This is a genomic window from Candidatus Anoxymicrobium japonicum (genome assembly GCA_002843005.1).
Classification (GTDB): Bacteria; Actinomycetota; Geothermincolia; order Fen-727; family Anoxymicrobiaceae; genus Anoxymicrobium; species Anoxymicrobium japonicum.
The window spans coordinates 1-24,123 of record PHEX01000038.1 but is presented as its reverse complement, the minus strand read 5'-3'; the positions used below and the strand labels follow the sequence as shown (position 1 = coordinate 24,123).

18 protein-coding genes and 2 tRNA genes are annotated in these 24,123 nt (G+C 57.6%); all 20 read right to left on the bottom strand.

Annotated elements, in window-relative coordinates:
- Positions 1–40 precede the first annotated feature (40 nt).
- The 20 genes from pyk to dnaN all read right to left on the bottom strand — a co-directional run bounded on the left by pyk (position 41) and on the right by dnaN (position 23,947).
- A complete protein-coding gene (gene pyk / locus CVT63_05085) occupies positions 41–1,486 on the bottom strand; it encodes a pyruvate kinase (protein ID PKQ28006.1) in 1,446 nt (481 codons plus the stop codon).
- A 107-nt stretch (positions 1,487–1,593) separates the two neighbouring features.
- A complete protein-coding gene (locus CVT63_05080) occupies positions 1,594–2,880 on the bottom strand; it encodes a phosphopyruvate hydratase (GenBank protein ID PKQ28005.1) in 1,287 nt (428 codons plus the stop codon).
- A gap of 34 nt (positions 2,881–2,914) precedes the next feature.
- Positions 2,915–3,760, bottom strand: coding sequence for a nucleoside triphosphate pyrophosphohydrolase (locus CVT63_05075; GenBank protein ID PKQ28004.1), 846 nt, complete (start codon positions 3,758–3,760; stop codon positions 2,915–2,917).
- Positions 3,757–4,740, bottom strand: a complete 984-nt coding sequence (locus tag CVT63_05070) for a hypothetical protein (protein ID PKQ28003.1) — start codon at positions 4,738–4,740, stop codon at positions 3,757–3,759. Before CVT63_05070 ends, CVT63_05075 begins: the two co-directional genes overlap by 4 nt.
- A gap of 15 nt (positions 4,741–4,755) precedes the next feature.
- Positions 4,756–7,356 carry a transcription-repair coupling factor gene (gene mfd, locus CVT63_05065; protein ID PKQ28002.1) on the bottom strand — a complete coding sequence of 867 codons (2,601 nt, stop codon included), beginning with the start codon at positions 7,354–7,356 and terminating at the stop codon, positions 4,756–4,758.
- A gap of 856 nt (positions 7,357–8,212) precedes the next feature.
- On the bottom strand, positions 8,213–8,806 hold the full coding sequence (locus tag CVT63_05060; GenBank protein ID PKQ28001.1) for a hypothetical protein: 594 nt from the start codon (positions 8,804–8,806) through the stop codon (positions 8,213–8,215).
- Complete coding sequence (locus tag CVT63_05055) at positions 8,796–9,533, bottom strand: aminoacyl-tRNA hydrolase (GenBank protein PKQ28000.1); 738 nt, start codon at positions 9,531–9,533, stop codon at positions 8,796–8,798. The genes CVT63_05060 and CVT63_05055 overlap by 11 nt, the downstream gene beginning before the upstream one ends.
- The gene (locus tag CVT63_05050) at positions 9,436–10,122 is read right to left on the bottom strand and encodes a 50S ribosomal protein L25 (protein ID PKQ27999.1); all 687 of its coding nucleotides are present in this window, start codon (positions 10,120–10,122) and stop codon (positions 9,436–9,438) included. The genes CVT63_05055 and CVT63_05050 overlap by 98 nt, the downstream gene beginning before the upstream one ends.
- A 16-nt stretch (positions 10,123–10,138) precedes the next feature.
- Positions 10,139–11,080, bottom strand: coding sequence for a ribose-phosphate pyrophosphokinase (locus CVT63_05045; GenBank protein PKQ27998.1), 942 nt, complete (start codon positions 11,078–11,080; stop codon positions 10,139–10,141).
- Positions 11,081–11,144: 64 nt separating this feature from the next.
- A complete protein-coding gene (glmU, locus tag CVT63_05040; protein PKQ27997.1) occupies positions 11,145–12,542 on the bottom strand; it encodes a bifunctional UDP-N-acetylglucosamine diphosphorylase/glucosamine-1-phosphate N-acetyltransferase GlmU in 1,398 nt (465 codons plus the stop codon).
- A gap of 181 nt (positions 12,543–12,723) precedes the next feature.
- Positions 12,724–12,797 (bottom strand) — tRNA-Gln (locus tag CVT63_05035).
- 15 nt (positions 12,798–12,812) lie between these two features.
- Positions 12,813–13,724 carry a 4-(cytidine 5'-diphospho)-2-C-methyl-D-erythritol kinase gene (gene ispE, locus CVT63_05030; GenBank protein ID PKQ27996.1) on the bottom strand — a complete coding sequence of 304 codons (912 nt, stop codon included), beginning with the start codon at positions 13,722–13,724 and terminating at the stop codon, positions 12,813–12,815.
- A 37-nt stretch (positions 13,725–13,761) separates the two neighbouring features.
- Positions 13,762–15,165, bottom strand: a complete 1,404-nt coding sequence (locus CVT63_05025) for an amine oxidase (protein PKQ27995.1) — start codon at positions 15,163–15,165, stop codon at positions 13,762–13,764.
- Between the two features lie 373 nt (positions 15,166–15,538).
- Positions 15,539–16,363 (bottom strand): orotidine-5'-phosphate decarboxylase, encoded by an 825-nt coding sequence (locus CVT63_05020; protein PKQ27994.1) that lies wholly within the window; start codon positions 16,361–16,363, stop codon positions 15,539–15,541.
- A gap of 56 nt (positions 16,364–16,419) precedes the next feature.
- Positions 16,420–16,496: transfer RNA gene (locus tag CVT63_05015), tRNA-Ile, on the bottom strand.
- Between the two features lie 56 nt (positions 16,497–16,552).
- Positions 16,553–19,024 carry a DNA gyrase subunit A gene (locus CVT63_05010; protein ID PKQ28007.1) on the bottom strand — a complete coding sequence of 824 codons (2,472 nt, stop codon included), beginning with the start codon at positions 19,022–19,024 and terminating at the stop codon, positions 16,553–16,555.
- Positions 19,025–19,064: 40 nt separating this feature from the next.
- Positions 19,065–20,981: a DNA topoisomerase (ATP-hydrolyzing) subunit B gene (gene gyrB / locus CVT63_05005; protein PKQ27993.1), complete on the bottom strand. Its 1,917-nt coding sequence runs from the start codon at positions 20,979–20,981 to the stop codon at positions 19,065–19,067.
- A 214-nt stretch (positions 20,982–21,195) separates the two neighbouring features.
- The gene (locus tag CVT63_05000; GenBank protein ID PKQ27992.1) at positions 21,196–21,705 is read right to left on the bottom strand and encodes a hypothetical protein; all 510 of its coding nucleotides are present in this window, start codon (positions 21,703–21,705) and stop codon (positions 21,196–21,198) included.
- Positions 21,668–22,774, bottom strand: a complete 1,107-nt coding sequence (locus tag CVT63_04995; GenBank protein PKQ27991.1) for a DNA replication/repair protein RecF — start codon at positions 22,772–22,774, stop codon at positions 21,668–21,670. The genes CVT63_05000 and CVT63_04995 overlap by 38 nt, the downstream gene beginning before the upstream one ends.
- Before the next feature lie 39 nt (positions 22,775–22,813).
- Positions 22,814–23,947 (bottom strand): DNA polymerase III subunit beta, encoded by a 1,134-nt coding sequence (gene dnaN / locus CVT63_04990; GenBank protein PKQ27990.1) that lies wholly within the window; start codon positions 23,945–23,947, stop codon positions 22,814–22,816.
- Positions 23,948–24,123: the final 176 nt, after the last annotated feature.

Here is a 24,123-nt window from a genome sequence, read left to right as displayed (position 1 = left end):
CTCCGTCCACTAATCCCCTAAATTTTCCTTGTCAGGGGGATTACTCCGCCACCGTATGGGTGTGTATCATGTTGGTCTTTCCACTCTCCTCGTCGAGAAATCCCCCCGTGACTACTATCAGGTCTCCGGCTCTCAACAGGCCCTTCAACACGCAGGCGCCCGAGGCGTTTTTTATCATGGTCGCGACGTCGATAGCCATCGGCGCCACAACCCCTTGTACTCCCCACACCAGCGACATCGAATTGATGACTTCCTCGCTGGGGCTGATCGCTATTATCGGCGCCCGGGGCCTGTAGCGAGCCACCAGCCTGGCGGTGTAGCCGCCGCGTGTGATCGTCACTATAGCTTTCGCGCCGAGGTCCGCCGCCACCTTGCACGCGGCGTAGCCTATGGCATCCGCGGTATTTCTATGCGCGCGGCGCGCCCTCTCCTCGAGCGCCCGGTCGTAATCCACCGCCTGTTCCGTTCTCGAAGCTATCCGCGCCATCATCTCAACCGCCTGTACGGGAAATTGCCCGATTGCGGTTTCCGCGCTCAGCATAATCGCGTCGGTGCCGTCGAGGATCGCGTTTGCCACGTCGCTCGCCTCAGCCCTGGTAGGCCGCGGTTCGTCCACCATAGACTCGAGCATCTGCGTCGCGGTAACAACAGGGAGCGCGGCACGAACCGCTTTGTTGATGAGCTCCTTCTGGATAAGCGGCACGTCCTCGATGGGCAACTCGACTCCAAGGTCTCCCCGCGCGATCATGATGCCCTGTGCCGCGTCGAGGATTGCGTCGATGTTGGCCATTCCCTCGCGCTTTTCTATCTTTGCCATCACCGGAACCTGATAGCCCAGGTCGTGGACAGCGTCAACCACCTGCGCGATATCCCCCGGCGAACGCACAAACGATTGCGCAACCCAATCGACGCCAGCTTCGAGCCCCGCCTCCAGATAGCGCCTGTCGCGCTCTGTGAAACTCGCGAGCGACAGGTTCGAATCCGGAAAATTCATGCCTTTGCCACGTGACAGTTTGCCGCCTTCGACGACTTCGCAATTGACGTCGTTTCCGCTGATGTCTCTGACCACAAGCTGGACGAGCCCGTCGTCTATGAATATCCTCTCCCCCGGTTTAACATTTTGCGTCAGTCCTGTATAGGCGATAGACACACACGTCTCGTCACCCCGCCTCTGTGAAGTTGTGATGGTGAATCTTTGGCCAGCCTCGAGCTCTAGATGCGACCCCTTGATCGGGCCGACGCGAAGTCTCGGGCCCTGCAGATCCAGCAGAATGCCCACCCTCCGGTTCGAGGACTCGCTCGCCTTCTTTAAGACATGGATGTAACGGCGCACTTCCTCGATGTCCGCGTGGCCGGTGTTGATGCGCGCCACGTCCATGCCGGCGCCGATCATGTGCCTGAGGATCTCCGTGCTATTAGAGGACGGCCCAATCGTGCAGATTATCTTTGCCCTGATGCTCTTGATGCCGCAGGTTTCGCCTGCCATCTTCTGCTCCCGTCGTGTGCCACGGCCCGCGGGGGATCCGCCAATGGCCCTCTCTCCCGCAGGGGAAAGGGGGCACGGACTCTCCTCCCTCCTCGAAGGGGGAGGAATTAATATATCTTTACGCTCAGCGCTTCCGCTCCCTTGTACACCGCGTTTTCGTACAGGTTCTCTTCGATCCTCAAGAGCTGGTTGTACTTGCTGATCCGCTCGCCCCTGCACGGCGCGCCCGTCTTGATCTGGCCTGCTCCCACAGCCACTGTCAGATCGCTGATGATGTTGTCCTCGGTCTCCCCGGATCTGTGCGAAACCACCACGCTGTAGCCGGCTGACATCGCGAGGTCGATGGTCTCGAGCGTCTCGGTAAGCGTTCCGATCTGGTTGAGTTTGATAAGGATCGAGTTCGCCACGCCGCGCTCAATGCCCATTGCCAGGCGTTCCTTCTTTGTCACGAAAAGGTCGTCGCCCACGAGCTGTATCTTGCCTCCAAGCCTGTCGGTGAGAGCCTTCCAGCCGTCCCAGTCCTCCTCGGCCATGCCGTCTTCGATGCTTACGATGGGATAGCGCTCCACGATGTCGGAGTAGTAGTCAACCATCTCGTCCGGCGACAGTTTCTTTCCCTCACCCGCCAGCACATACATGCCATCTGAGAAAATCTCGCTTGCCGCCGGATCGAGCGCCAGATAGATATCGCGCCCGGGCTCATATCCCGCTTTTTCGATAGCTTCAATCATCGCCTTGAGGACGTCCTCGGTCGAGTTCAAATTGGGCGCGAAGCCGCCTTCGTCCCCGACCCCTGTCGAGTGGCCCGCGGCCTCGAGGACATCTTTGAGCGCATAGTAAGTTTCGACGCACATGCGCAGGGCGTTCGAGTAGCTCGACGCGCCAAGCGGGAAGATCATGAACTCCTGAAGATCGATATTGTTTGCCGCGTGCGCGCCGCCGTTTATGACATTCATCATGGGCGCCGGCAGTATGTTCGCCTTTGTCCCTCCGAGATACTGATAGAGCGGCATTCCGTGATCCACGGCCGACGCGCGGGCGACCGCCAGTGACACGCCGAGCAACGCGTTCGCGCCGAGATTGCCTTTGTTGGGCGTGCCATCCAACTTGATCAGCGATCGGTCGATATCTCCCTGATCGTCCGCGTCCATGCCGATAATCTCCGGCCCTATAATCTCGTTCACGTTCTTGACCGCCGTGCGCGTGCCCTTCCCCATGTAGCGGCTGTCATCGCCGTCGCGAAGCTCCAGCGCCTCGTGTGTCCCGGTTGACGCGCCCGAAGGCACTGACGCCCTCCCAAATCCACCCCCCAAAAGAAGCACCTCCACCTCGATCGTCGGGTTTCCCCGTGAGTCGAGTATCTCCCTGGCAAGAATGTCTGATATAGAGCTCATATTCCTCTCCTGTCTGTTCGTGTGCAAAAAGAGGTCAGACCCCTTTTTGCGTTTTGGCGACCCGCCACAATTGATCCTTCTCGTCGAGGCTCATGCCGGCCAGCTCCAGGCCAAGCTTGTCCGCCTCCTTTTCCATACACGCGTAACGTCTCACAAACTCGCGCACCGATCGGCGCAACGCCTGCTCGGGGTCCACATCCAGGCGCCGCGCGAGATTGACTATCGTGAAAAGCAGATCGCCCGTCTCACGCTCGATAGCTTCTGTCGCGCCTTTATCCCTCGCTTCGCGCAACTCCTCGATCTCCTCGTCTATCTTCGACAGAATCCCATCGATGTTAATCCAGTCAAACCCCTCGCGCGCGGCGTGGTTCTGCACTTTTACCGCCGCCAGCATCGCCGGGAGCCCTGGCGGCGCATTTATCCCCGTTTGCTTGCCTTCCTGTTCGCGTTTGATGCGCTCCCAGTTCACCGAGACCTGCTCGGCCGTATCAATCTTGACGTCCCCGAATATATGCGGGTGCCGGCGCTCGAGCTTCGAAGCGATACCATCCACAACCTCGCCCAGATCAAAACGCCCGCACTCCTGGGCGATTCGAGATTGAAACACTATCTGCAGCAGAAGGTCTCCCAGCTCTTCGCCCACGTGCTTCCATTCGCCCGAATCTATCGCTTCAATCGTCTCGTAAGCCTCCTCGAGCAGGTGGCGCGCGAGCTTCTCCTGCGTCTGCTCGAGATCCCACGGGCAACCGTCCGGCGACCTGAGCTTTTCCATTATTCTTGCGAGGTTTTCGAATTTCTCGCCAACGCCTTCCGGTATGTCAACGGATCCTGTAAGTCGCCTAACTTTTGGAGGCAGGTCTTTTTTCTTAAGTCGGGTCATCGCTCTACCACCATGCCGATCCGTGGATCCCATTTCCCTACCCCGTCCGCCTCGACGATCGCGTTTGCGTAAATGGTTCGTAGGAAGTCGCTGAAGATTTCTTCTTTTTTTCGGCTGTCCAGCATCTTCATCGCCTCGGGAACGACTTCCGAGAACGGGGGAGTGCTGGCCTCGCGGCGCTCCAGCGTCTTTATCACGTGGAACCCGTCGCTTGCCTGTACGACTCCGCTAACCTCACCGGATTTCAGCGAAAACGCCGCTTTCTCGAACATTGGATCCATCGTGCCTTTCTCTATCCATCCCAGATCTCCGCCGTTCACGCGTGTCGCGTTATCCTTTGACACCTGTTTGGCTATGCGGGAGAAATCCTCTCCCCTGCGCGCGTCCGCCGCGACAGCATCCGCCTCGCCTTGCGTATCGAGAAGGATATGGGCAACGTGAACCATGACGTTGCGTGTAAACAACCTCTTGTGTGTCAGATAAAACGACTCGGCGTCGTCCCTCGAGACAATCACCTCGGCGCAAACCTTCTGCCCGAGCGCGTCCACGAGTAATTCTCCTTTGACTTTGCGCTTGTAATCCTCGAGCGTCAACTTCTGCTTGCCAAGGTCGGAGAAGAACCTGTCGCTGCCCACCTTGCGCTGCTCGTCCTCTACCTTCCGGTTGACGGCGTCAACCGGAAGCGCGACGCCGAGTTTCCTTGCCTGCGCATCGACGAGAACCCGCTTTATCATCTCCGTCGCGACTTCTCTTTTAGTGCTTGCCTTCAACTTCTCGCCACGTGACCCTTTGAGCTCCCCGGGGTCGTCCTTCTGAACCATGCTAAGCCTTCGGTTCACTTCTCTTTGAAATCGCGCCCTTTCGATGCCGTTTCCATTCACTGTAATGGCACTTCCCGAGCAACCGGCGAGAGCCAGCAGCAGCACTGATAGCGCCAGCGCGACGCCTGCTTTGAACAAAGTGAACAAGGAGTCAGGCACCGTTTACCTTTCCGTCTACCTTTGAGCGCCGGAGATAGTCTCCCCGGTCATAATTATATCATCAATAGTTGATTTTAACCACTTTAACAACAGCTCTTGTCTCTTGTGCGCTTCCTCGAACCTCAACTTCAAGTATATAGTCCAGGACTCACTATCCGTGTAGACGCATCCCTCTCCAACGATCCCCTCTCTCTGTGCGAAAGACGCGGCCATTGTCATCGCGCGCTCTTCTTCCTCGTCGAACTCGAGCTTGAGCTCGTTTTTCTTCATGGTAATTGACACGATACCCGCCCGAGCCGCATTCCGCTTCAGGCGCTCGACCTCTAAAAGCTGCTTCACGGGCACCGGCGCTTCGCCGAAACGATCCTCGATTTCAATGGCAAACTCATCGATCGTTCCACTCTTGCCTGCCACAATAAGCCTGCGGTACTCCTCGACCCTGATCTCCTGATCCGCTATGTAATCGTCGGGAATATACGCGTCAACGGGCAATTCCACCACGGCCTCAGGGATAGTGGCCTCGGGCGTCTCGCCTTTGAGGATTTCGACCGCTTCCTTTAAGAGCTCGCAGTAGAGTTCAAACCCGACGGCTTCTATCTGCCCGCTCTGCTCCGCTCCCAGCAGGCTGCCCGCGCCGCGTATTTCCAGGTCGCGCTGCGCGACGCGCATCCCGGAGCCGAGCGGCGTCATTTCGTTTATGGTCGCGAGTCTCGCGACTGCCGTGTCTGAGAGCGTATCGCGGCGCGGGTAGAACATGTACGCGTACGCCCGAACGCGCGAGCGCCCGACGCGCCCTCTTATTTGGTACATCTGCGCGAGCCCGAGAAGATCCGCGCGGTCAACGATGAGCGTGTTCACATTTGGCAGATCCAGGCCGGACTCGATGATCGTCGTGCAAACGAGCACTTCGTGCGCGCCATCCGCGAACTCGAGCATTACGCGTTCCAGTTCGTCCTCGTCCATCTGGCCGTGCCCGATCGCTATTGACATTTCGGGGAACGCATGCCGCAACGTCTCCGCGACATGCCTGATGCTCGCAATTCTGTTGTGCACGTAGAAGACCTGCCCGCCACGAGCGATCTCGTAATTCACCGCGCGCCGGACGAGCTTCATGTCGAACTCGCCGACGTAAGTAACAACAGGGCGCCTGTCCTCAGGAGGCGTGTCTATGATGCTTATATCCCTGATCCCGGAGAGCGACATCTGAAGCGTCCTTGGAATCGGCGTCGCGGTCAGCGTCAACGTGTCCACGTCCCTGTAGCGCCGCCGCAGACGCTCCTTGTGCGCGACCCCGAACTTTTGCTCCTCGTCCACGATAAACAAACCCAGGGTCTTGAAAGCCACGTCCTTCTGCAGCATTCGGTGGGTTCCAATGAGGATGTCAATCTCGCCATGCCTCGCCTGGCGCGCTATCGACTCCTGCTCCTTGCGCGACAGAAAGCGCGAGAGCATCTCGACTTTCACCCCAAACGGGTCAAACCGCTCCCGGAAGGTCTCGTAATGCTGACGCGCCAGGATTGTCGTCGGCGCCAGGAGCGCCACCTGCCTGGAATCGAGCACGGACTTCATCGCCGCCCGCACCGCCACCTCGGTCTTGCCGTAACCGACGTCGCCGCAGATCAGGCGATCCATCACGCTTTCTGATTCCATGTCGGCCTTGACCTCGACTACGGCTCTTGCCTGGTCGGGAGTATCCTCGTACGGGAAACCATCCTCGAGCTCGCGTTGCCATGGCTCATCGGGCGAGAAAGCAAATCCGCGAGCGCTTTTTCGCTCCATGTAGAGCTGAAGAAGCCCGCGCGCGGTCTTTGAAGCGGAACGGCGGGCGGCGGCGCGCGACCGCGCCCAATCGCGGGCGCGAAGCCTGTGCACCTTCGGGTTCTCGCCTCCAACGTAGCGCTGAACCTTCCCCAGTTGCGTGGTCGGCACGTAGAGCTTGTCCCCTCCGGCGTATTCGAGAAAGAGGTACTCGCGCGTGACCCCCATTACCTCCCGCGAGACCAGCCCGCGGTAAATTCCAATCCCCTGATCCATGTGGACGGCGTACCCATTCACCTCGAGTTCCGCGTAGCTGACGACCGGCGTGCCGCTCGAGACGCGCCTCGGCCGCCTCTGCTTCTCGCGAGCGCCGAGCAGGTCGCTGGAAGTGAACAGCGACAGTTTCAGCTCCGGGATACTGAAGCCTCGCTGAAGCGCGCCAACTCCGGCCCGCGGCGCGCCTTTCCCCCCGGACGACTCGAGCCAGAGCTCATGGATCCGTTCGACCTGCGCCTTTCCGTCCAGCAAGAGAAAGACGTCATTGCCGGACGACATGAGATCGTTCCAGTTCCTGACGGCGGCGGTGAGATCGCCGCGGAACTCTCTGGCGGCGGCGCCCGGAAACTCGAGTTCTCCCGCCTCTGGAGCGCCAAAGGTCTCCGCCGCCACGATCGTCCCCCAGCGCGAGAGGACGGGCTCGTCCGGCGGCTCGAGGCCGGCTTTGCTCATGAACTCGCGCGCGCGCGCTTCCAGGACATCCGGGCGAACGCCGCTGCATCCGCGCCTGCTGCGTTCCGCTTCCTCGCCGTACTCACCGAGTACGACTCGGTCGCAGCGCCATTTGCAGGAACGGCGCATCGACGCTCTCGATACGTTACCGTATTTATGGAAAGGGGCACTAAGTGCCCTCTTGAGCCGCGTCTTTCAAGCGTGGATCTATTGTCGCCACTTAAGCCGGGTGAAGAAACTCCGCCTGTCGCCGGAAAAATTTCAACGTCATCGATCAGGTTTCCCGATCTCTGTGAGACCACATTGAACTCGCGGATCGACTCGATCCGATCGCCCAGCAACTCGACGCGAACGGGCCTTTCCGATGTCGATGGAAAGATGTCGAGTATCCCACCGCGGACGGCGAATCTTCCCCAACCGTCAACCGTGTACTCTCGCTGATAGCCGCCGTCAACGAGCAAGCGAAGCATGCTCTCGCGGTCAAACTCTTCTCCGACCTCGAGCGCGAGCGGCCACGGTCCCACGAACATTTCGGGCATGCCTTCGACGAGCGCCTCGATCCCGACGACCACGACCTTGCCCTGCGAAAGCGCACGGGCGGCCTTCAGCCTCTGTCCGGCAACCTCATCGCAGGGCCGCAGCCAATCCCCGCCAGGGCCGGCCGGTGGAAGGTGGAACGCTTCGCCCGGAATAAAGCACTCGATGTCCGCTGCGAGCGCGGCCGCGTCGCGCGCCACCGCGACCACAAGCGGATCGCCGACAGCGCGAAACATCACCGCGGCAAGTAGCGGCGCCAGCGCGTCGCTCGTGAATACTCGCGTCTCGCCCGGGCCGCGCGCGCGCTCGGCGATAGCGCGTGAACGACCCCACGCAAGCGCTCTTTCGAGTATCTCCTCTGCTGTTTCACCCATCGAGTCCCAACTTAACTTTGGAGTCAGGTCTTTTTCTTAAAGTCGATCGTCTAGACCTGCTCCCAAAGTTAAGTTTATTTGCCGAGCTTGTTTACTTTGAAGAAGTTGTCGGTCTGTTTCTCAGAAGCCAGACACTCCTCGAGCTTGGAGGTCGCTTCAGCGACGAGGTTGGTAATATCAGTCGCGGCATCTTGTTGCTCGACAAGCGGGCGGTTCAAGGCGATCGTCTCGAGAAGGCCGCCGTATGCCTTCACCAGGGGCCTCAGACACATCTCGGAGTAGCCCTGCCACTGCTTGATTGAGGCCACCTTCAGTCCGGAGAACTCCTTGATCTTCTCGTCGACGTCGAGCTTCTGTATCGCTTTTATATCCTTCAGCCATTCCTCGAGCGCGACATCCAACGCATCCAGGTCGACCTCACGCGCTTTGATGAGCGCACGGCCCCCGTCAACTTGCGTGGGCCCGATCGTCCACGCCGCGAAATTCTTTTCCCACTCACCGGGCAGGGTCTTGAGCTTCGCGATGTTGGCTTCAGCTTCCTGCTGGTGCGCGTTCGCTTTCTCCAAATATTTGTTGGCCTCGTCGGTCTGCAAACCACATCCGGCAGTAAGCAACAGCAAGATTGCACAGGCCGCCATGAGCCACGCAATGGCTTTCTCACTCACCAAGTTTTTTCTCCTCGTGATGCGTGTCGTCGTCAAGCACCGCCGCCAGCGCGGCGTCCGCCGCGTCATTGACCGCCTTTTCCGCGCGCGGGCTTTCCTCGCTCGAAAAGCCGTTGAGCACATACTCGGCGGGGTCCACCGCCTCAGGCGGTCTCCCTACCCCGATCCTTATCCGCGCAAAGCTCCCGGCGCCAAGCTCCTGGACCAATGACGCCAGCCCCTTGTGCCCCGCGGTTCCGCCCCCACGCTTCACTCTGACGTCTCCAAGAGGAAGGTCGATGTCGTCGTGCAGCACGAGAACCTGCTCAGGGGAAAGTCTGTATCTATCGATGACCGGCGCGACGGCGCGCCCGCTGATATTCATGAACGTCTCGGGCGTCAGGATCAGAAAGCGCGCGCCGCCCTGACTGACGAGCGTCAGTTCACCTTCCGGCCACTTGCCCCGGGCGAGCACGTCCGACCTGTGAATGAGGATCTCGGCCGCCACGCGTCCCATGTTGTGCCTCGTAAACCTGTACTTGCGTCCCGGGTTCCCAAGACCAACCACGAGCACAATGGCGCCAATGGCGCCGGAGCGGCCAGGTTCTCCCAGCAACGGAACGCCGCGCCGCTTCGAGCCGGCGCGGGTCGCCTTACTCTTTCTGGCCACCGGTCGGCGCGCTCCCCGACTCCGCGGCCTTCTCGGCGGGCGCTCCCTCTTCGCCGACCTCCACAGCCTCCTCCTCGCCAGCCTCTTCCTCTACCTCCAGGCGTGGCGCGAGAATCGAAAGAACGATGTCGTCAAGTTCAGCCAGAACAGTAACGTCTGGCGGAATAACAAGATCCACCACTGCCAAATGATCTCCAATATCTTTCTGGCTGATATCAGCAATAATGCGGTCGGGGACATCTGTGGGAAGGCACTCGACTTCAACTTCCCAGAGATTATGCTGTAGCGTGCCGCCGTATTTCAAGCCTTTCGAGTCCTCCTCTCCCGTAAGAGAAATAGGAACCTTTACGTTGATCATGGTGTCCCGCGCGACCTTGAGAAAATCTACGTGAAGAAGCGTCTTTTTCACAGGATGTTTTTGAAGTTCCTTTATCATCACAAGATGATTCTTCTTTTTCTTCCTGCCGTCGGCAATCTGCAGGTCCAATAGCACGTTGAGGCCCGCTTCGCTTCTGATGATCTCTGTCAAGTCCTCGTCTCTAACCGTGAGGGACACCGACTCTTCTCCCAACCCGTATACGACTGCGGGAACCTCCCCGCGCGCTCTTGCCCTGCGGGCAACGCCTTTCCCCGTTTCAACACGCTTGTTTGCTTCCAGTTTGTGTTCCAACTCTCACCACTCTCCGTTACGTCTGGTTGTCCGCTCCCGCAATCTCACTTACCGACTCCTCCTTGAACACCGCTGTGATGGTGTTCGCGAGGAGTGGGGCGATAGACAGCACAGTTATTTTATCAATCTTGTTCTTCGGGGGCACCGGCAGCGTGTTTGTGACTACCAGCTCCTTGATCTCCGAGCGTTCAATGCGTTCAATCGCGGGCCCCGAGAGGATGGGATGCGTCGCGCACGCGTAGATTTCTTTGGCGCCGTGTTTCTTGAGCGCGTCGGCGGCTTTGACCATCGTTCCCGCGGTGTCCACCATGTCATCTATAAGGATGGCCGTCCTGTCATTGACCTCGCCGATCACGTGTAATATCTCCGCCTTGTTCTTGCCCGGCCGTTCTTTGTTCATTATCGCCATGGGCTTGTGCAACACGTCAGACATGCGCTTCGCCACCTTGACCCTGCCCGCGTCAGGCGAGACGACCACCACGTCTTTGAGGTTCTTCTGGATGAAGTAGCTCGTCAGCAGCGGCATGGCCGTTATGTGGTCGAGCGGAAAGTCGAAGAATCCCTGAATTTGTCCCGCGTGCAAATCCACCGACAGCACCCTGTTCGCGCCCGCCGCCGTGAGGACGTCCGCTATCAGGTGCGCGCTGATAGGCTCGCGAGATTGCGTTTTCTTGTCCTGCCGCGAGTACCCGTAGTAAGGCATGACGGCAGTTATTCTTTTCGCCGACGCGCGCTTCAGCGCGTCAATCATGAGCAGGAGCTCCATGATGTTGTCGTTTATGGGCTTGGAGCACGTCTGGATCACAAAGGCGTCTACCCCGCGGACGCTGTCGAGGAACCTGACGTATATCTCGCCATTCGCGAATTTTGAGGTGTCCACGTTGCCGAGTGTCACACCGATGCCCGCCGCGACTTCCTCGCCGAGTTCGCGATGCGATGTTCCGGCAAATACCATCATCCTTTTCCTGGTGACTTCCCTCAATGCTATCCCCCCTGCTTGACTGTCATGCGTTTCTCTTGTTTCAGGGCGTCTTTCCCTTTTTCTTCCTGTCGTAATCCGAGATTATCTTCTGCCTGGACCTCTCGATGCCAAGCGCGCCGTCGGGGACGTCCTCGGATATCACGGAGCCCGCTCCGGTAACAGCATCATCGCCGATATCGACGGGCGCCAGCAACATTGTATCGCTACCGATGAACGCGCGCGCGCCGATGGTCGTGGGATGCTTGTTCTCCCCGTCGTAGTTACAGGTAACGCTACCGGCGCCGATGTTCGCGTCCTCCCCGATCTGCGCGTCTCCCATGTAAGAAAGGTGTGGCACCTTGCCGCGGCGACCGAGTGTGGTCTTTTTCATCTCGACGAAACTACCGGCCTTGGAATCCTGGCCGAGTTCGCAGCCGGGGCGCAATCTCGAGAACGGGCCGACCGTGGCACCGGTTGAAAGTTCGCAGCCGTCGACAACCGAGAACTGGATATCACAGCCGTCTCCGACGATTGAATCGTTAATCGAGGAACATGGCCCAACGTGACATCCCCTGCCGACCGTCGTCGCGCCGGTCATGAACACCATCGGCATGACGACTGTATCGCGGCCAATCTCAATGTCGTAGTCGATGTAGGTGTTGCAGGGGTCTACCAGCTCGACACCGCCGGCCATCAGCGAGTCGTTGATCCTGGCGCGCATGACGCGGCCGGCAACCGCGAGTTGGGAGCGGCTGTTGACCCCGAGAGCTTCCTCCCTGGCGCCCCGAACCGCCACGACCGATTGGCCGAGGGCGGTGAAATTTTCAATGACATCGGTGAGGTAATACTCGCCCTGCGCATTGTCCGTCGTCAGCGCGCGCGCTTCTCTCTCCAGCGTGGCACGGTCAAACACGTAAGTGCACGAGTTGACCTCGCTTGTGGCGCGTTCCTCTCCGGTAGCGTCGGCTTCCTCGACTATCGATTTGATCTCGCCGTCAGGGGTTCTCACTATCCGCCCATAGCCACCGGGATCCGGCAGCTCGGCGGTCATCACGGAAGCGGCCGCCTGGCGCTCGCGACGCGCCTCGACAAGGCGTTGAAGCGTTTCCGCCGTGACAAACGGCGCGTCTCCCGCCAGGACAAGAACCTCTTCAAAGCGCGCGTCCATCTCCTCGAGCGCGACCATGACCGCGTGGCCTGTGCCCTTCTGCTCGGCCTGGCGCGCGTACCTGCAGCCCTCGCCCGCAACCCGCTCGACTTCCTCGGCGCCGTTTCCGACAACGACGACGACTTCTCCCGCTCCAAGGGCACGGGTCGCCTCGAGCACGTATCCTATGAGCGGGCGTCCGCAGATCTCGTGAAGAACCTTGGGAACGCCGGAGTTCATGCGCTTCCCCTTCCCCGCCGCAAGGACAACCACCGCGAGTCGCGTGTTCTTTTTTTCACTGTTATTTTCCATCACTTCTCCGATTTAACTTTGGGGTCAGGTCTTTTTTCTAAAAGTCGATCGTCCGTCCAGAGGGGTCAGGCACCGTCTACCGCTTTAGCGGTAGACGGTGCCAGACCCCTCTTAAACTTTAGAAAAAAGACCTGCTTCGAAAGTTAAACGACCCGGTATCTTTTATATGGCTCCTGCTATATGGCTGGGGCGGGTGGATTCGAACCACCGATGGCGGCTCCAAAGGCCGCTGCCTTACCGCTTGGCTACGCCCCAGAGTCCGTCTGCGCTTTACGCGACGATCTCCGCTCCTTTGCCGGCGAAGCTGGTGATTATGGTGACAGGCGCCGCTTTCTCGAGCTCCCACGCAACCTGCGCCGCCTGCTCCATGCCCGTGACGAGCGCGAAAACCGTCGATCCGCTTCCCGTCATCATTGCCGTTACCGCCCCTGCGCGAATCGCGGAATCCTTGAACTCCTCCACCTTGTCCGTGGCTATCGTTGCAGATTCAAGATTGTTCCGCAAGGCAGGATAGATAACATCGAATTCGTGCTTTTCTATCCCGCGCAACAGCGCGTCGAGAGGCTCGTCCAGCTCATCGCTGGGACCAATGCGGCCCTGCTCCACCAGGGCATCGAAACGCTTGTACACCTCGCCCGTAGAGACCTCGTCGCCGGTCGACGCAAGAATGACCTGCAGAGGAGGCAGGGAATCAAGCTGCTGAATCAGCTCCCCTCGACCGGTCGCGAGCGCGGTTCCGCCGCTCAAGCAAAAAGGCACGTCCGAGCCGATCCGCGCGCTGATGTCCATGAGCGTTTTCATCGGCATATCGAGCTCATAAATGTGATTCATGGCAAGCAACGCCGCCGCCGCGTCCGCGCTTCCTCCGCCCAGCCCCGCGCCCACAGGAATTCTCTTGTTGATAGTGACGTCAACCCCGTCAACGCCCATGACGCGTGTGTGTTCCTCAAAAGCGTCGATCGCCCTGGACACGAGGTTGTCGCCGGTCGGCGGCACGCCCGCGTCGTTGCAGCGGATGACAACTTTGTCCGAAGCGCCATCCGTGCGCCTGAAGTAAAGCTCGTCCGAGAGCTCGAGCGTCTGCATAATCGACTTGATGTTGTGATAGCCGTCGTCCCGCCGCTCTTTGACCTGAAGAAACAGGTTTATCTTGGCGCGGGCAACCGTCTTTGCGCCGAGCATCTTTCCCTCCCACGCGTCAGTTGTGTCAACGCACCGCTCACGGCCCGTACTTCTCGAGCACCTTCTGCGCGCACATCTTGCCCGACAACGCCGCGCTGTTCAGCGCGAGGCCCCGCCCGCGGTACGTGTCGCCGGCGAAGTACAGGCCCTGAACTCCGGGCGCCACCACGTCCGGCTTGAACGCGCCAACCTGCCCGGGCTTGCGCGCCAGTCCGTCGCACCCGATGCATTTATACGCGAACTTCCACTCCACTTTCTCGTCGATCCCTGGAAACATCTCGCCGATGTCCGTCCACATGGAGTCGAGCAACCTGGCAAGCTCGAACTTGTCGAATATCTGTTCCACCTCGACCACGCAGTCGGTCTGCATGAGAGACTTTCCCTCGGGCGCCACCCCGGGGTCGAACGCCGACGGCACGAACGCCTGGAAAGGCGCGCCCGTGTGGTCGAGCTTGAGCGCGGACAGAAAGTTGGGCTTGTCGTACACGGGTTCTCTGAGCGCGATAGTGTATCCGATAAGCCCTGTCGTCTCGTACTTGAGATCCTCGCATCTCTTGACCCACCACTCGGGCAAGACGGCGGTCATGGGGTTCATGTCGAGAATAGCGTCCAGACTCCAGAGCGGTAGCGCGCATACAACGGCCGGGGCCTCGATCATCGCGAGGTCATCCATGTAAAACCCGTTGGTGTACGGCGAGAGGTTTTTCTTTCTGGTCGCCACGCCTTTTACCATGTTGCCGTCAAAAAGCACCGAGTCCACCTCGGTGTTCAGCCTCAGCGCTCCGCCGGCCTTCTCAAACGCCTCGCGTTGAGGGTCGATAATGCCGAGCATCCCGCCCTTTGGGTATGCGGCCGTCAGGAACTGCCTCTTTGAGCGCAGGTTTTCGCGCGCGATGTACAGGATCTCCCCCGCCGACATCTCATACGGATCCGGAACCGTGGTCATTATCATGCCGTTTATTGTAAAAAGTTCTTTTGTCACCGATGAGGCCGTGTTCGCGTCGAGCCAGTCCCCCCAGCCCAAAAGGTCAGTCGCCTCCAGCGTGGGATCGTCCATCTTTACAATGAGTTTCATCATTCGCCTAATCTCATCGATGTCCTGCGGGGCGGCGATTATCATCTCTTGAACCGACTGCCACTTCCCTTCTCGATAGATCTCTATTGTGTCGGTGAATCTGGCCCACTCGACCTCGCCGCCGACCGCCTTGACTATCTCATCGCTCTCAGAGGCGTCGCCGAGCTCCGCCATATGCAGGCCGATATCCAGGCGCCATCCACCCTCGAGATCGTAGCCCTGCATCCGCCCGCCGGCCCGCTGGTCTTTCTCGACGCAAACGGTTTTCATGCCCGAGCGCTGCAGCAGCCCCGCCACACCAAGCCCCGCGATGCCCGCGCCGATAACAACGGCGTCAAATTTCTCGGTCAACAGTCTCTCCTCCATCTAATCAGACGCGCTTCTCCCTCACAGCGGTAGATTATCCAGTTTGATGCCGGAGCGCAAACGAACTGCGATGTCTTCCATGTCTTCCCCGCCCTCCGCTCGCGGACTTGAGACGTCGGTCGAAGAAAACACTCCTCGCTTTGCGGGGGGGGAAAGATTATATGGAAAAACATACGCGGACATGGAAACCCGTGCCGCGCTCAACTCAGAATAGTGGGTTAGAAGGTGACGTCGGAAACAGTGGGCAAACGCCCGTGAATAGTGAACGCCGCGCCAGGGTAGACCGTTTGTAAAATATGGAATACAGAATGGTGCGTCCGACCTGTTCCAGAACCGTTGGTGGCCAGTGCGCAGCCCGTTCCTTCTGCTAGGCTCAAACTCCTCGACTCATGTCCTCTATGATGCGGAGGGCGGCTTCTTTTGGGTTCTTGTCTTGAATTATTGGCCTTCCAACAACCAGATAGTCGGCGCCATCGCGAATGGCGTCCGCCGGTTCGGCCTTGCGTTTGTGGTCATCTCGCCTTTCGTCTAGCCGTATTCCAGGAGTCACTATTATAAGGCGAGGGCCTACTTCGTTTCGAATCATCTTGATTTCATTTGGAGAACTAATGACGCCATCACAACCATACTCAACTGCCTTTCTGGTTCTATGCATCACAAGTTCCTCAACGGAACATTCATACCCCATATTGTGCAAATCATCAGAGTCCAAGCTTGTAAGTACCGTAACAGCAAGCAATTTTAGGCCGGAATTGCCCTTGCCGTGAACAGCCTTCTGAATGATTTCTCCGTTGCCATGTATTGTTAGAAGCGCTATTCCCTTTTCTGTAGCGCACTTGACGGCCTTCTCGACGGTTTCTGGAACATCATAGTATTTCAGGTCTAGAAACACTCGCTTGTTGTTTTCCAAAAGATAGTCGATGGCCTGTTGCCCTGCTGCTATTTGCAAAACAATGCCTACTTTGAAAAAAGATATTACGCCATCCAGCCTATCGACGATACTCTTGGCCTTGTCGAGTGTGTCAACATCCAGTGCGCAGATTAGCCTGTCTTCAATCCTCTGTTCTTGCATGATTTCTCCTGCCAGGTCTCGTGCGGACAACCCTATTTGATATTTTCTCTTCTTCGCAAAGTCTCCCTCTGGAGAATCCGTCCACCCTTGAGAAAACGCATAAAATGGTTTGACCCCATTATGCATAAAATGGTTTGACCCCATTATGCCCTCTACGCAGTAAACACGCTAAATATCTTAGCTGGTGGGCCTAGGTGGATTCGAACCACCGACCTCGCCCTTATCAGGGGCGCGCTCTAACCTGCTGAGCTATAGGCCCGCCGGATTCGTAAAGTATCATTGCGGGGCACAACGGGCAAGCGCCGCTGAAGCCTCTCAAGCGTCTTCCTCCGCGTCAAACTCCTCTTCGACACCGTTGCCGCTATTGTCTGCCACCATTAGAGCGATCGCGCTTACCCTGTCTTCTTTTTGTACTCTCATGACCTTCACGCCTTGCGTGGCGCGCCCGGTTCGGGGTATCCCATTGACGGAAACCCTGATAACGATGCCCTCCTGTGACGCGACGACGAGTTCCTGGTTGTCTCTGACGACTCTCGCTCCCGCCAGAACTCCTTTGGTCTCCGTCAGTTTTATAGTCCTGACTCCCTTGCCTCCCCGCTTACGCGCCGGGTACAGCCTGGCCGAAGTCCGTTTTCCGTAACCATTTGACGTGAGGACAAAGACGTCGGCGCCCTCCTCGGGCACCTCCATTGTCAGCACGCTATCGCCCTTGTTGAGAGTAATGCCTTTCACGCCGGCCGAAACCCTCCCCATCGGTCTGCAATCTTTCTCGTTGAACTTGATAGCCTGGCCCCGCGATGTGATAAGGAGCAGCTCTTCGCCTCCCGACGTCAGTCGGGCCCTTATCATCTCGTCGCCCGGGAACAGCCTCAGCGCGATTATGCCGTCCTTGCGGGCTGAATTGTACTGGTCAAATCGTGTTTTTTTCACTATCCCGTTCCTGGTCGCGGTAACCAGGAACTGTTCCGGGCTGAACTCTCTGGTTGCGATGACTTCAACTATTTTCTCTCCGTGCTCGAGTGGGAGCAGGTTGACCATCGCCTTCCCTTTGGTCGTTCGGCTTCCGGTTGGAAGCTCGTAGACCTTGAGCTTATAAACCTTCCCCCTGTTTGAGAAAAAGAGCATGAAGTGGTGTGTGGTGGTGATAAACAGATGCTCCACAAAGTCAGCTTCCTTGAGATCCATGCCGGTAACGCCCTTGCCCCCGCGTTTCTGCTTGCGGAAAGTCGTCACCGGGAGACGTTTCGCGTACCCCGAGTGAGTGATAGTTACAACCATTTCCTCTTCGGCGATCAGGTCCTCGATAGAAAGGTCGTCCAAGCGCCCCACGATCTCGCTTCGCCTCTCGTCGGAGTACTTGCGTTTCATCTCCTCGAGTTCTTCCTTGATGATGAGGAGCACTCGCTCGGGGTCGGCAAGGATCGCCTTGTACTCTATTATTTTGTCCCGCAGCTCCTTCATCTCATCTTTGATCTTCTGGCGCTCGAGGCCCGTTAGCCTCTGCAGGCGCATGTCGAGTATCGCCTGTGCCTGCTCACTTGTGAGCTCGAAGCGCGTTTGAAGCGCGGTGCGCGCCTCCTCGACCGTTTTTGATTTTCTTATCAGGGCGATAGTCTCGTCCAGATGGTCGAGCGCGATCAGCAGGCCCTCGAGGATATGCGCTCTTTCCTCGGCTTTCCGCAGGTCGAACTCCGTTCTCCTGACGATAATCTTCTGTCGGTGCTCGACCTGCTTCTCGATAAGTTGCTTTACCGGCAACGTGCGTGGCACTCCATCCACCAGCGCGAGCATTATTATCCCGAAGGAGCTTTGCATCTGCGTGTGCTTGTACAACTGGTTCAGCACGATGTCCGGGTCGATCTCGCGCTTGAGCTCGATGACGAGCCGCATTCCGCTTCGGTCCGACTCGTCCCGCAAATCTGATATCCCCACCACTATCTTGGCCTTGACTATCTCGGCGATTTTCTCGGTCAGCTTCGACTTGTTGACCTGGTAGGGAATTTCCGTCACCACGATCCTCTGACGCCCGGCCTTTATCTGCTCATAGTGAACTCTCGCCCGCACACGGATAATCCCGCGGCCGGTGCTGTACGCCTGGAAGATTCCCTCTTCCCCCATGATGAGCCCGCCGGTCGGGAAGTCCGGGCCCGGGAGGTGGTTCATCAAATCGGCGAGGCTGATGTCCGGGTTGTCTATGTACGCGCAGGTTGCGTCCACAACCTCGCCCAGATTGTGCGGTGGCACATTGGTCGCCATTCCCACCGCTATGCCGCTCGCGCCATTTACGAGAAGGTTTGGGAATTTCCCCGGCAGCACCACGGGCTCTTGCATCGACCCGTCATAGTTGTCGATGAAATCGACCGTCTCTTTCTTGATGTCCTCCAGCAGCTCGAGCGCGACAGAAGCCAGGCGGGCCTCGGTGTATCGCATGGCCGCCGCGCTGTCGCCGTCGATCGACCCGAAGTTCCCGTGCCCATCGATAAGCTCGTAACGACAGGAAAAATCCTGTGCCATGCGGACGAGCGTATCGTAGATAGCTGCGTCCCCGTGTGGGTGATAACGGCCCATGACGTCACCGACTACCCGGGCGCATTTTCTGTGTGGCTGATTAGGAGTAAGCCCCGAATCCCCCATGCTATAGAGAATCCGTCGATGCACCGGCTTGAGCCCGTCTCTAACGTCTGGAAGCGCGCGCTGTGTTATAACGCTCATCGCGTATTCCAGGAACGAGCGCTGAACCTCATCCTGCAGCTCTACCGGCTCCAGCCTCCCGCCGACAGGGTCTATCACCTGGCTTTTTTCCTTTCCCTGTTTGCTCTCATCGTGTTTAAATATCCAGGAAGCGCACGTCCGAGGCGTGTTCTTGTATGAAAGCCCTGCGCGATTCCACGTCGTTTCCCATAAGCGTGTTGAACATCGTGTCCACCTCTACGGCGTCCTCTATTTTGATCTGCAGGAGATTCCGCCGGGAAGGATCCATCGTTGTCTCCCAGAGCTGTTCCGGGTTCATTTCGCCGAGACCCTTGAACCGTTGCATCTGCGCCTTCTTGCCGCCGTTTTCTTTGATGACTCTATCCATTTCGGCATCGTCGTACGCGTAGAAGTGTTTCTTCCCAATAGTCAGGCGGTAGAGCGGCGGCTGCGCGACGTAGACGTATCCTTCCTCTATCAACTCCGGCATGTACCGGTAGAAAAACGTCAAGAGAAGCGTCCTGATGTGAGCGCCGTCCACATCCGCGTCGGTCATGATGATGGCCCGGTGGTACCGCGCTTTTGAGATGTCAAACTCGTCTTTCACGTTGGTCCCGAGGGCGGTTATGATCGCCTGTATCTCCAGCGAAGAGAACGCCCTGCTCGGCCCGGCCTTCTCCACGTTGAGGATTTTTCCTCTCAAAGGAAGGATGGCCTGAAAACTCCTGTCTCTTGCTTGCTTCGCCGAACCGCCGGCGCTGTCTCCCTCGACGAGATATATCTCACACAGCGACGGATCCTTGATCGAGCAATCCGCGAGCTTCCCGGGCAACGTGCTGTTCTCCAGGACGTTCTGCCTGCGCACGAGTTCTCGAGCCTGGCGCGCGGCGGACCTCGCCTTGCTTGCCGTCAGCGCTTTGTTCAGAATGTTCCTGGCGTCGGCCGGGTTCTCCTCCAGGAACTCCGCCAGTCTGGCGTTTACCGTTGATTCCACAAACCCTTTGATGTCGGGGTTCCCCAGCTTGGTCTTTGTCTGTCCCTCAAACTGAGGCTCTTCCATCTTTACGCTCACGATGGCGGTAAGCCCCTCGCGCACGTCCTCCCCCGACAGGTTCGGATCTTTCTCCTTTATCAGGCCTTTTGTTCTCGCGTAGTCATTAATGGTTCGGGTCAGCGCGGCCTTGAAGCCGACCAGGTGTGATCCGCCCTCGTGCGTGTTGATGTTGTTTGTGAAAGTGAAGACATTGTCGAGGAAGCCGTTGTTGTACTGAAGAGCCACTTCCACCTCAGCGTCTTCCCTCGACCCGGTCATGTACGCCGTGCGTTTCTGAATCGTTTCCTTGGATGCGTTCAGAGACAGCACGAAGTCGACGATTCCCCCCTCATACTTGTAGGAGCTTGACTTCTCTTCGTCGGTTCTCCTGTCGATCAGCGCGATTTCGAGCCCCGCGTTGAGGTAGGCGACCTCGCGCAGTCTCTGCGAAATCGTCTCGTACTTGAACTCCATCTCTTCGAAAATCTTTGCGTCCGGCTTGAAGATTATGGTTGTGCCGGTTTCTCCGCACTCTTCGATCTTTTCCAGCCCGCTTACCGCTTTGCCCCTCTCGAAATCCTGCCTGTATTTCCCTCCATCTCTGCAAACCTGTACCCGCAATCGCTCGGAAAGCGCGTTCACCACGGAAAGGCCGACTCCGTGCAAGCCCCCGGCGACCTTGTACCCGCCCCCGCCAAACTTCCCTCCGGCGTGGAGCTTCGTCAGCACAATCTCGACCGCCGATTTCTTGAAGCGAGTTATTTCGCCCACGGGAATGCCACGACCATTGTCGATTACCATTACCGAGCCGTCGCGCTCCAGCGTCACAGAGATCTTTGAGCAATGCCCGGCCATGGCTTCGTCAATGCTATTGTCAACAACCTCGTACACCAGGTGGTGCAGTCCTCTTGTGCCTGTGGATCCAACGTACATCCCGGGCCTCTTCCGCACAGCCTCCAGCCCTTCAAGGACGGTAATGCTCTTTGCGGTATACGCCTGCTCCACGTCTTTTTCTTCCAACTGCTTCTCCCTCTTCACGGCCAAGAAAACGCATAATGGGGTCAAACCAAATTATGCGTTTTCTCATCTTGTTGGGGGATAACCCCCCTCGCCCCCCTTGTCGGGGAGAAATGATTTCTCTCGCCCTCCGGGGAGAGGAATGCTCTCTTTCGGGTAGAACTCTCGCCTTTATTATAGCATTGCTGACCGACTTGATTTTAAGCGCCGGGAACAATCACCGATCTTCTTGCTTGTTTTGTTCGTCTGCTTTGCTTGCGCGTGCCAGTCTGGTCAGCGCCTGGCGCATCTCTTCGTCTTCAATGGCGTTGATGTCCCGCCTTGTCTTTTCGTCAAGCTCTCTATTCACCGCCACCTCTTTCACGGCGCCCCTTTCTGTCGAGGCCACGCCTTCCACGGGCGCGCCGCCGCGCGCGCGGATTTTCACTTTTGTCACCAGCCCCTCGCTCGTGCTTCCGCTAATCCGTCGCAGCAAGCTTTCTGTCGTCATTGACAACTCAGACGCCCACGCAGGGCTGTCCGCGGATATTGTGAGCGTCCCCCTCGCAAGTTTCGTGGGAACGCTGTGCGCGGCATTACGCTCTCCGACCAGATACTTCCAGTTGGCGGTGAGCAACGCGAGTTTTTGCTTCTTCTTTTTGAAATCAGGCAATTTTCCTTTCGACAGGATACTGCCGAGGCTCTCTATATCAGACAACCGACGAGACCCTCCCGTCCTCGACCACAAAAACCTTCTCTAAAGACCTCCTGTTGGATGGCGGTAATCCGGTGGCTGTGATGATAGCCTGACTCTCCGCGCCCGCGAGTTCCAGCACTTTGTTTTTCCTTCTTTCATCAAGTTCCGAGAGAACGTCATCCAGCAGCAGAACCGGCTCTTTCCCTGTCCGCTCGCGCAGATATTTCTTCTGGGCGACCCTGAGGCAAAAAGCGATTGTTCTTTGCTCCCCCTGTGAAACCGAGGCGCGCGCCGCTCTTCCCCCTAACCTTATTTCAACATCGTCTCTGTGTGGCCCAACAGTTGTCGTTCTCATCTTCTTTTCCGCTTTCGCGCACCTCTCCAGAGCGATCTTCATCGCGGTCGCCACCTCGGCTTCCGATGAAGACAACGCCACGGTTCCGTGATACCTCACTTCCAGCTCTTTTTCTTCTCCTGAAATCGCTTTGTACGTTTCCCTGAGGCAGGGACTTATCTCTTCCAGCATTCTCAGCCGTTCTACTATTATTGCGGCGCCGCTCGACACGAGCGCTTCAGTCCACGGAATTAGCGCGCTCTCCAGGCTGGCGCCATGACCCTCCCACCTCCGCAAGAGAGCGTTGCGCTGCCGCAATATATGTCTGTACTGGCGCACCGCATCGGCCTGCGTCGGCCCCAGCTCTTCCATTGTTTCGTCGAAGTAATTTCTTCTCCTCGACGGGTCACCTTTTACCAGGTACAGGTCGTCAGGTGTAAAAAGGACGCATTTCAGCGCCCCGGCGGCTTTTGTGGTGTTTCCTGTCTTGCGGCCATTTAACTCTACGCTTCTGCCCTGTGGACCAAGCGCCATCTTCAGGTTGATTCTGTCCCCCTGGTCGTTCACAACCCCCCGTAGCGCGGCCTGTCCTTCTCCGTCCTTCACTAACTCTCTAAGCCTCATGGCACGGTTTGATCTCAGGTGAGAGAGAAGATAGATGGCCTCGAGCAAGTTGCTCTTTCCCTGCGCGTTCCGGCCTGTTACTATATTCCGGCCTTCTGAGAAGTTTATTTCCTGGCGGGCGTAATTTCTGAAGTTGATTAACTCTAGCCTGGACAGTCTCAAGGTTGTTGTCTCACCGCGCCGCCCGGCGCTTTTGTTCTTTTACTGCCCGAGTCTGACAGGCATGAGAACATAGTTATATTTCTCGCTGTTTTCCGTTTTCACCAGAGCCGGCTTCTGTGGGTCGTCAAACCTTATGTCCACATTCTCGCTCTCAGCGCCAATAATTCCCTCCAATAGATACGCTCCATTGAAGCCAATCTCCATTTCTTCGCCGATTGTCTCGACGGGAACGTCTTCTTTTGAGTCGCCTTTGTCCGGGGTTTCCGTCATCACGCGCAGATGATCACTGTATATTCCCACTCTTATTTTGTGACCAAATATCAGCGCCCGCTTTAGCGCCGCCGCCAGCTCTTCTTTGGGCGCGGTTACCCTGGTCTTTTCACCCTTTGGAATGAGCAGACTGTAGTTTGGGAACTGTCCCTCTATGAGCCTACTGGCAACAACCAGTTCCCCCAGTCTGAACAAAATTTGTTTTTCCTGCATCTTTATCTCTATCTCCGCGTCAATTCCCCCGATGAGTCTCGCGACTTCATTCATTGTCTTCACGGGCACTATGCAGTTTTCCCACTCAGATACCGATCCAACAACGTCTATCTCTTTCGACGCAAGCCTGTAACTATCTGTCGCGACAAGCTTCAGGCTGGAGGATTCCCCTGTTTTTTTCTCCACGAGCATCCCTGTGAGCACCGGTCTTTTTTCGTCGCTTGAAGAAGCCTTTGACGCTTGCTGTACCGCCACCATGAATTCTCCGCCCGGCGCCTTGAGAAACGATTCACCTTCCCACTTTGGAATGCGTGGAAAATCTTCCGGCATCATCTCCCTGATGCGATATTCCCCACCGGATGATTTGATTGTTAAAAATTTTTCGTCGGTTTCGATCTGCGCGTCTCCACCGGGGAGGTTCTTGAGAATATCCCCCACCAGCCGCCCCGACACCACCGTAGATCCGCTTTCTGAGATTTCAGCGTCAAGTTCAGCGCGCACACTTATCTCGAGATCTGTGCTGCTGATCGCAACCCTTCCATTCTCCGCTGTAAACAGCAACCCTGACAAGATCGGCATTGTGACTTTGCCTGAAATACCCCTCAATGCCGCCTGTACCGCGCTGTTCAGCTTGTTTTTTTCACAGGTGATTATCATGCGTTCATTTCCTCCCGGTAATAGAAAGCACATCTTACATACCAAGAGTATATATCAGAATTGGAGTAAAGAGTTGAGTTTAAGAGGGGTCCGGCAACGTTTACCGCTAAGGGTCACCGCGGGCGAAGCGCGTGGGGTGGGAGAGGGTTGGGGCAGAACCCCCCTAGCCCCCCTTGTCAGGGGGGTACCTCGCCCCCCACCTTAATCCT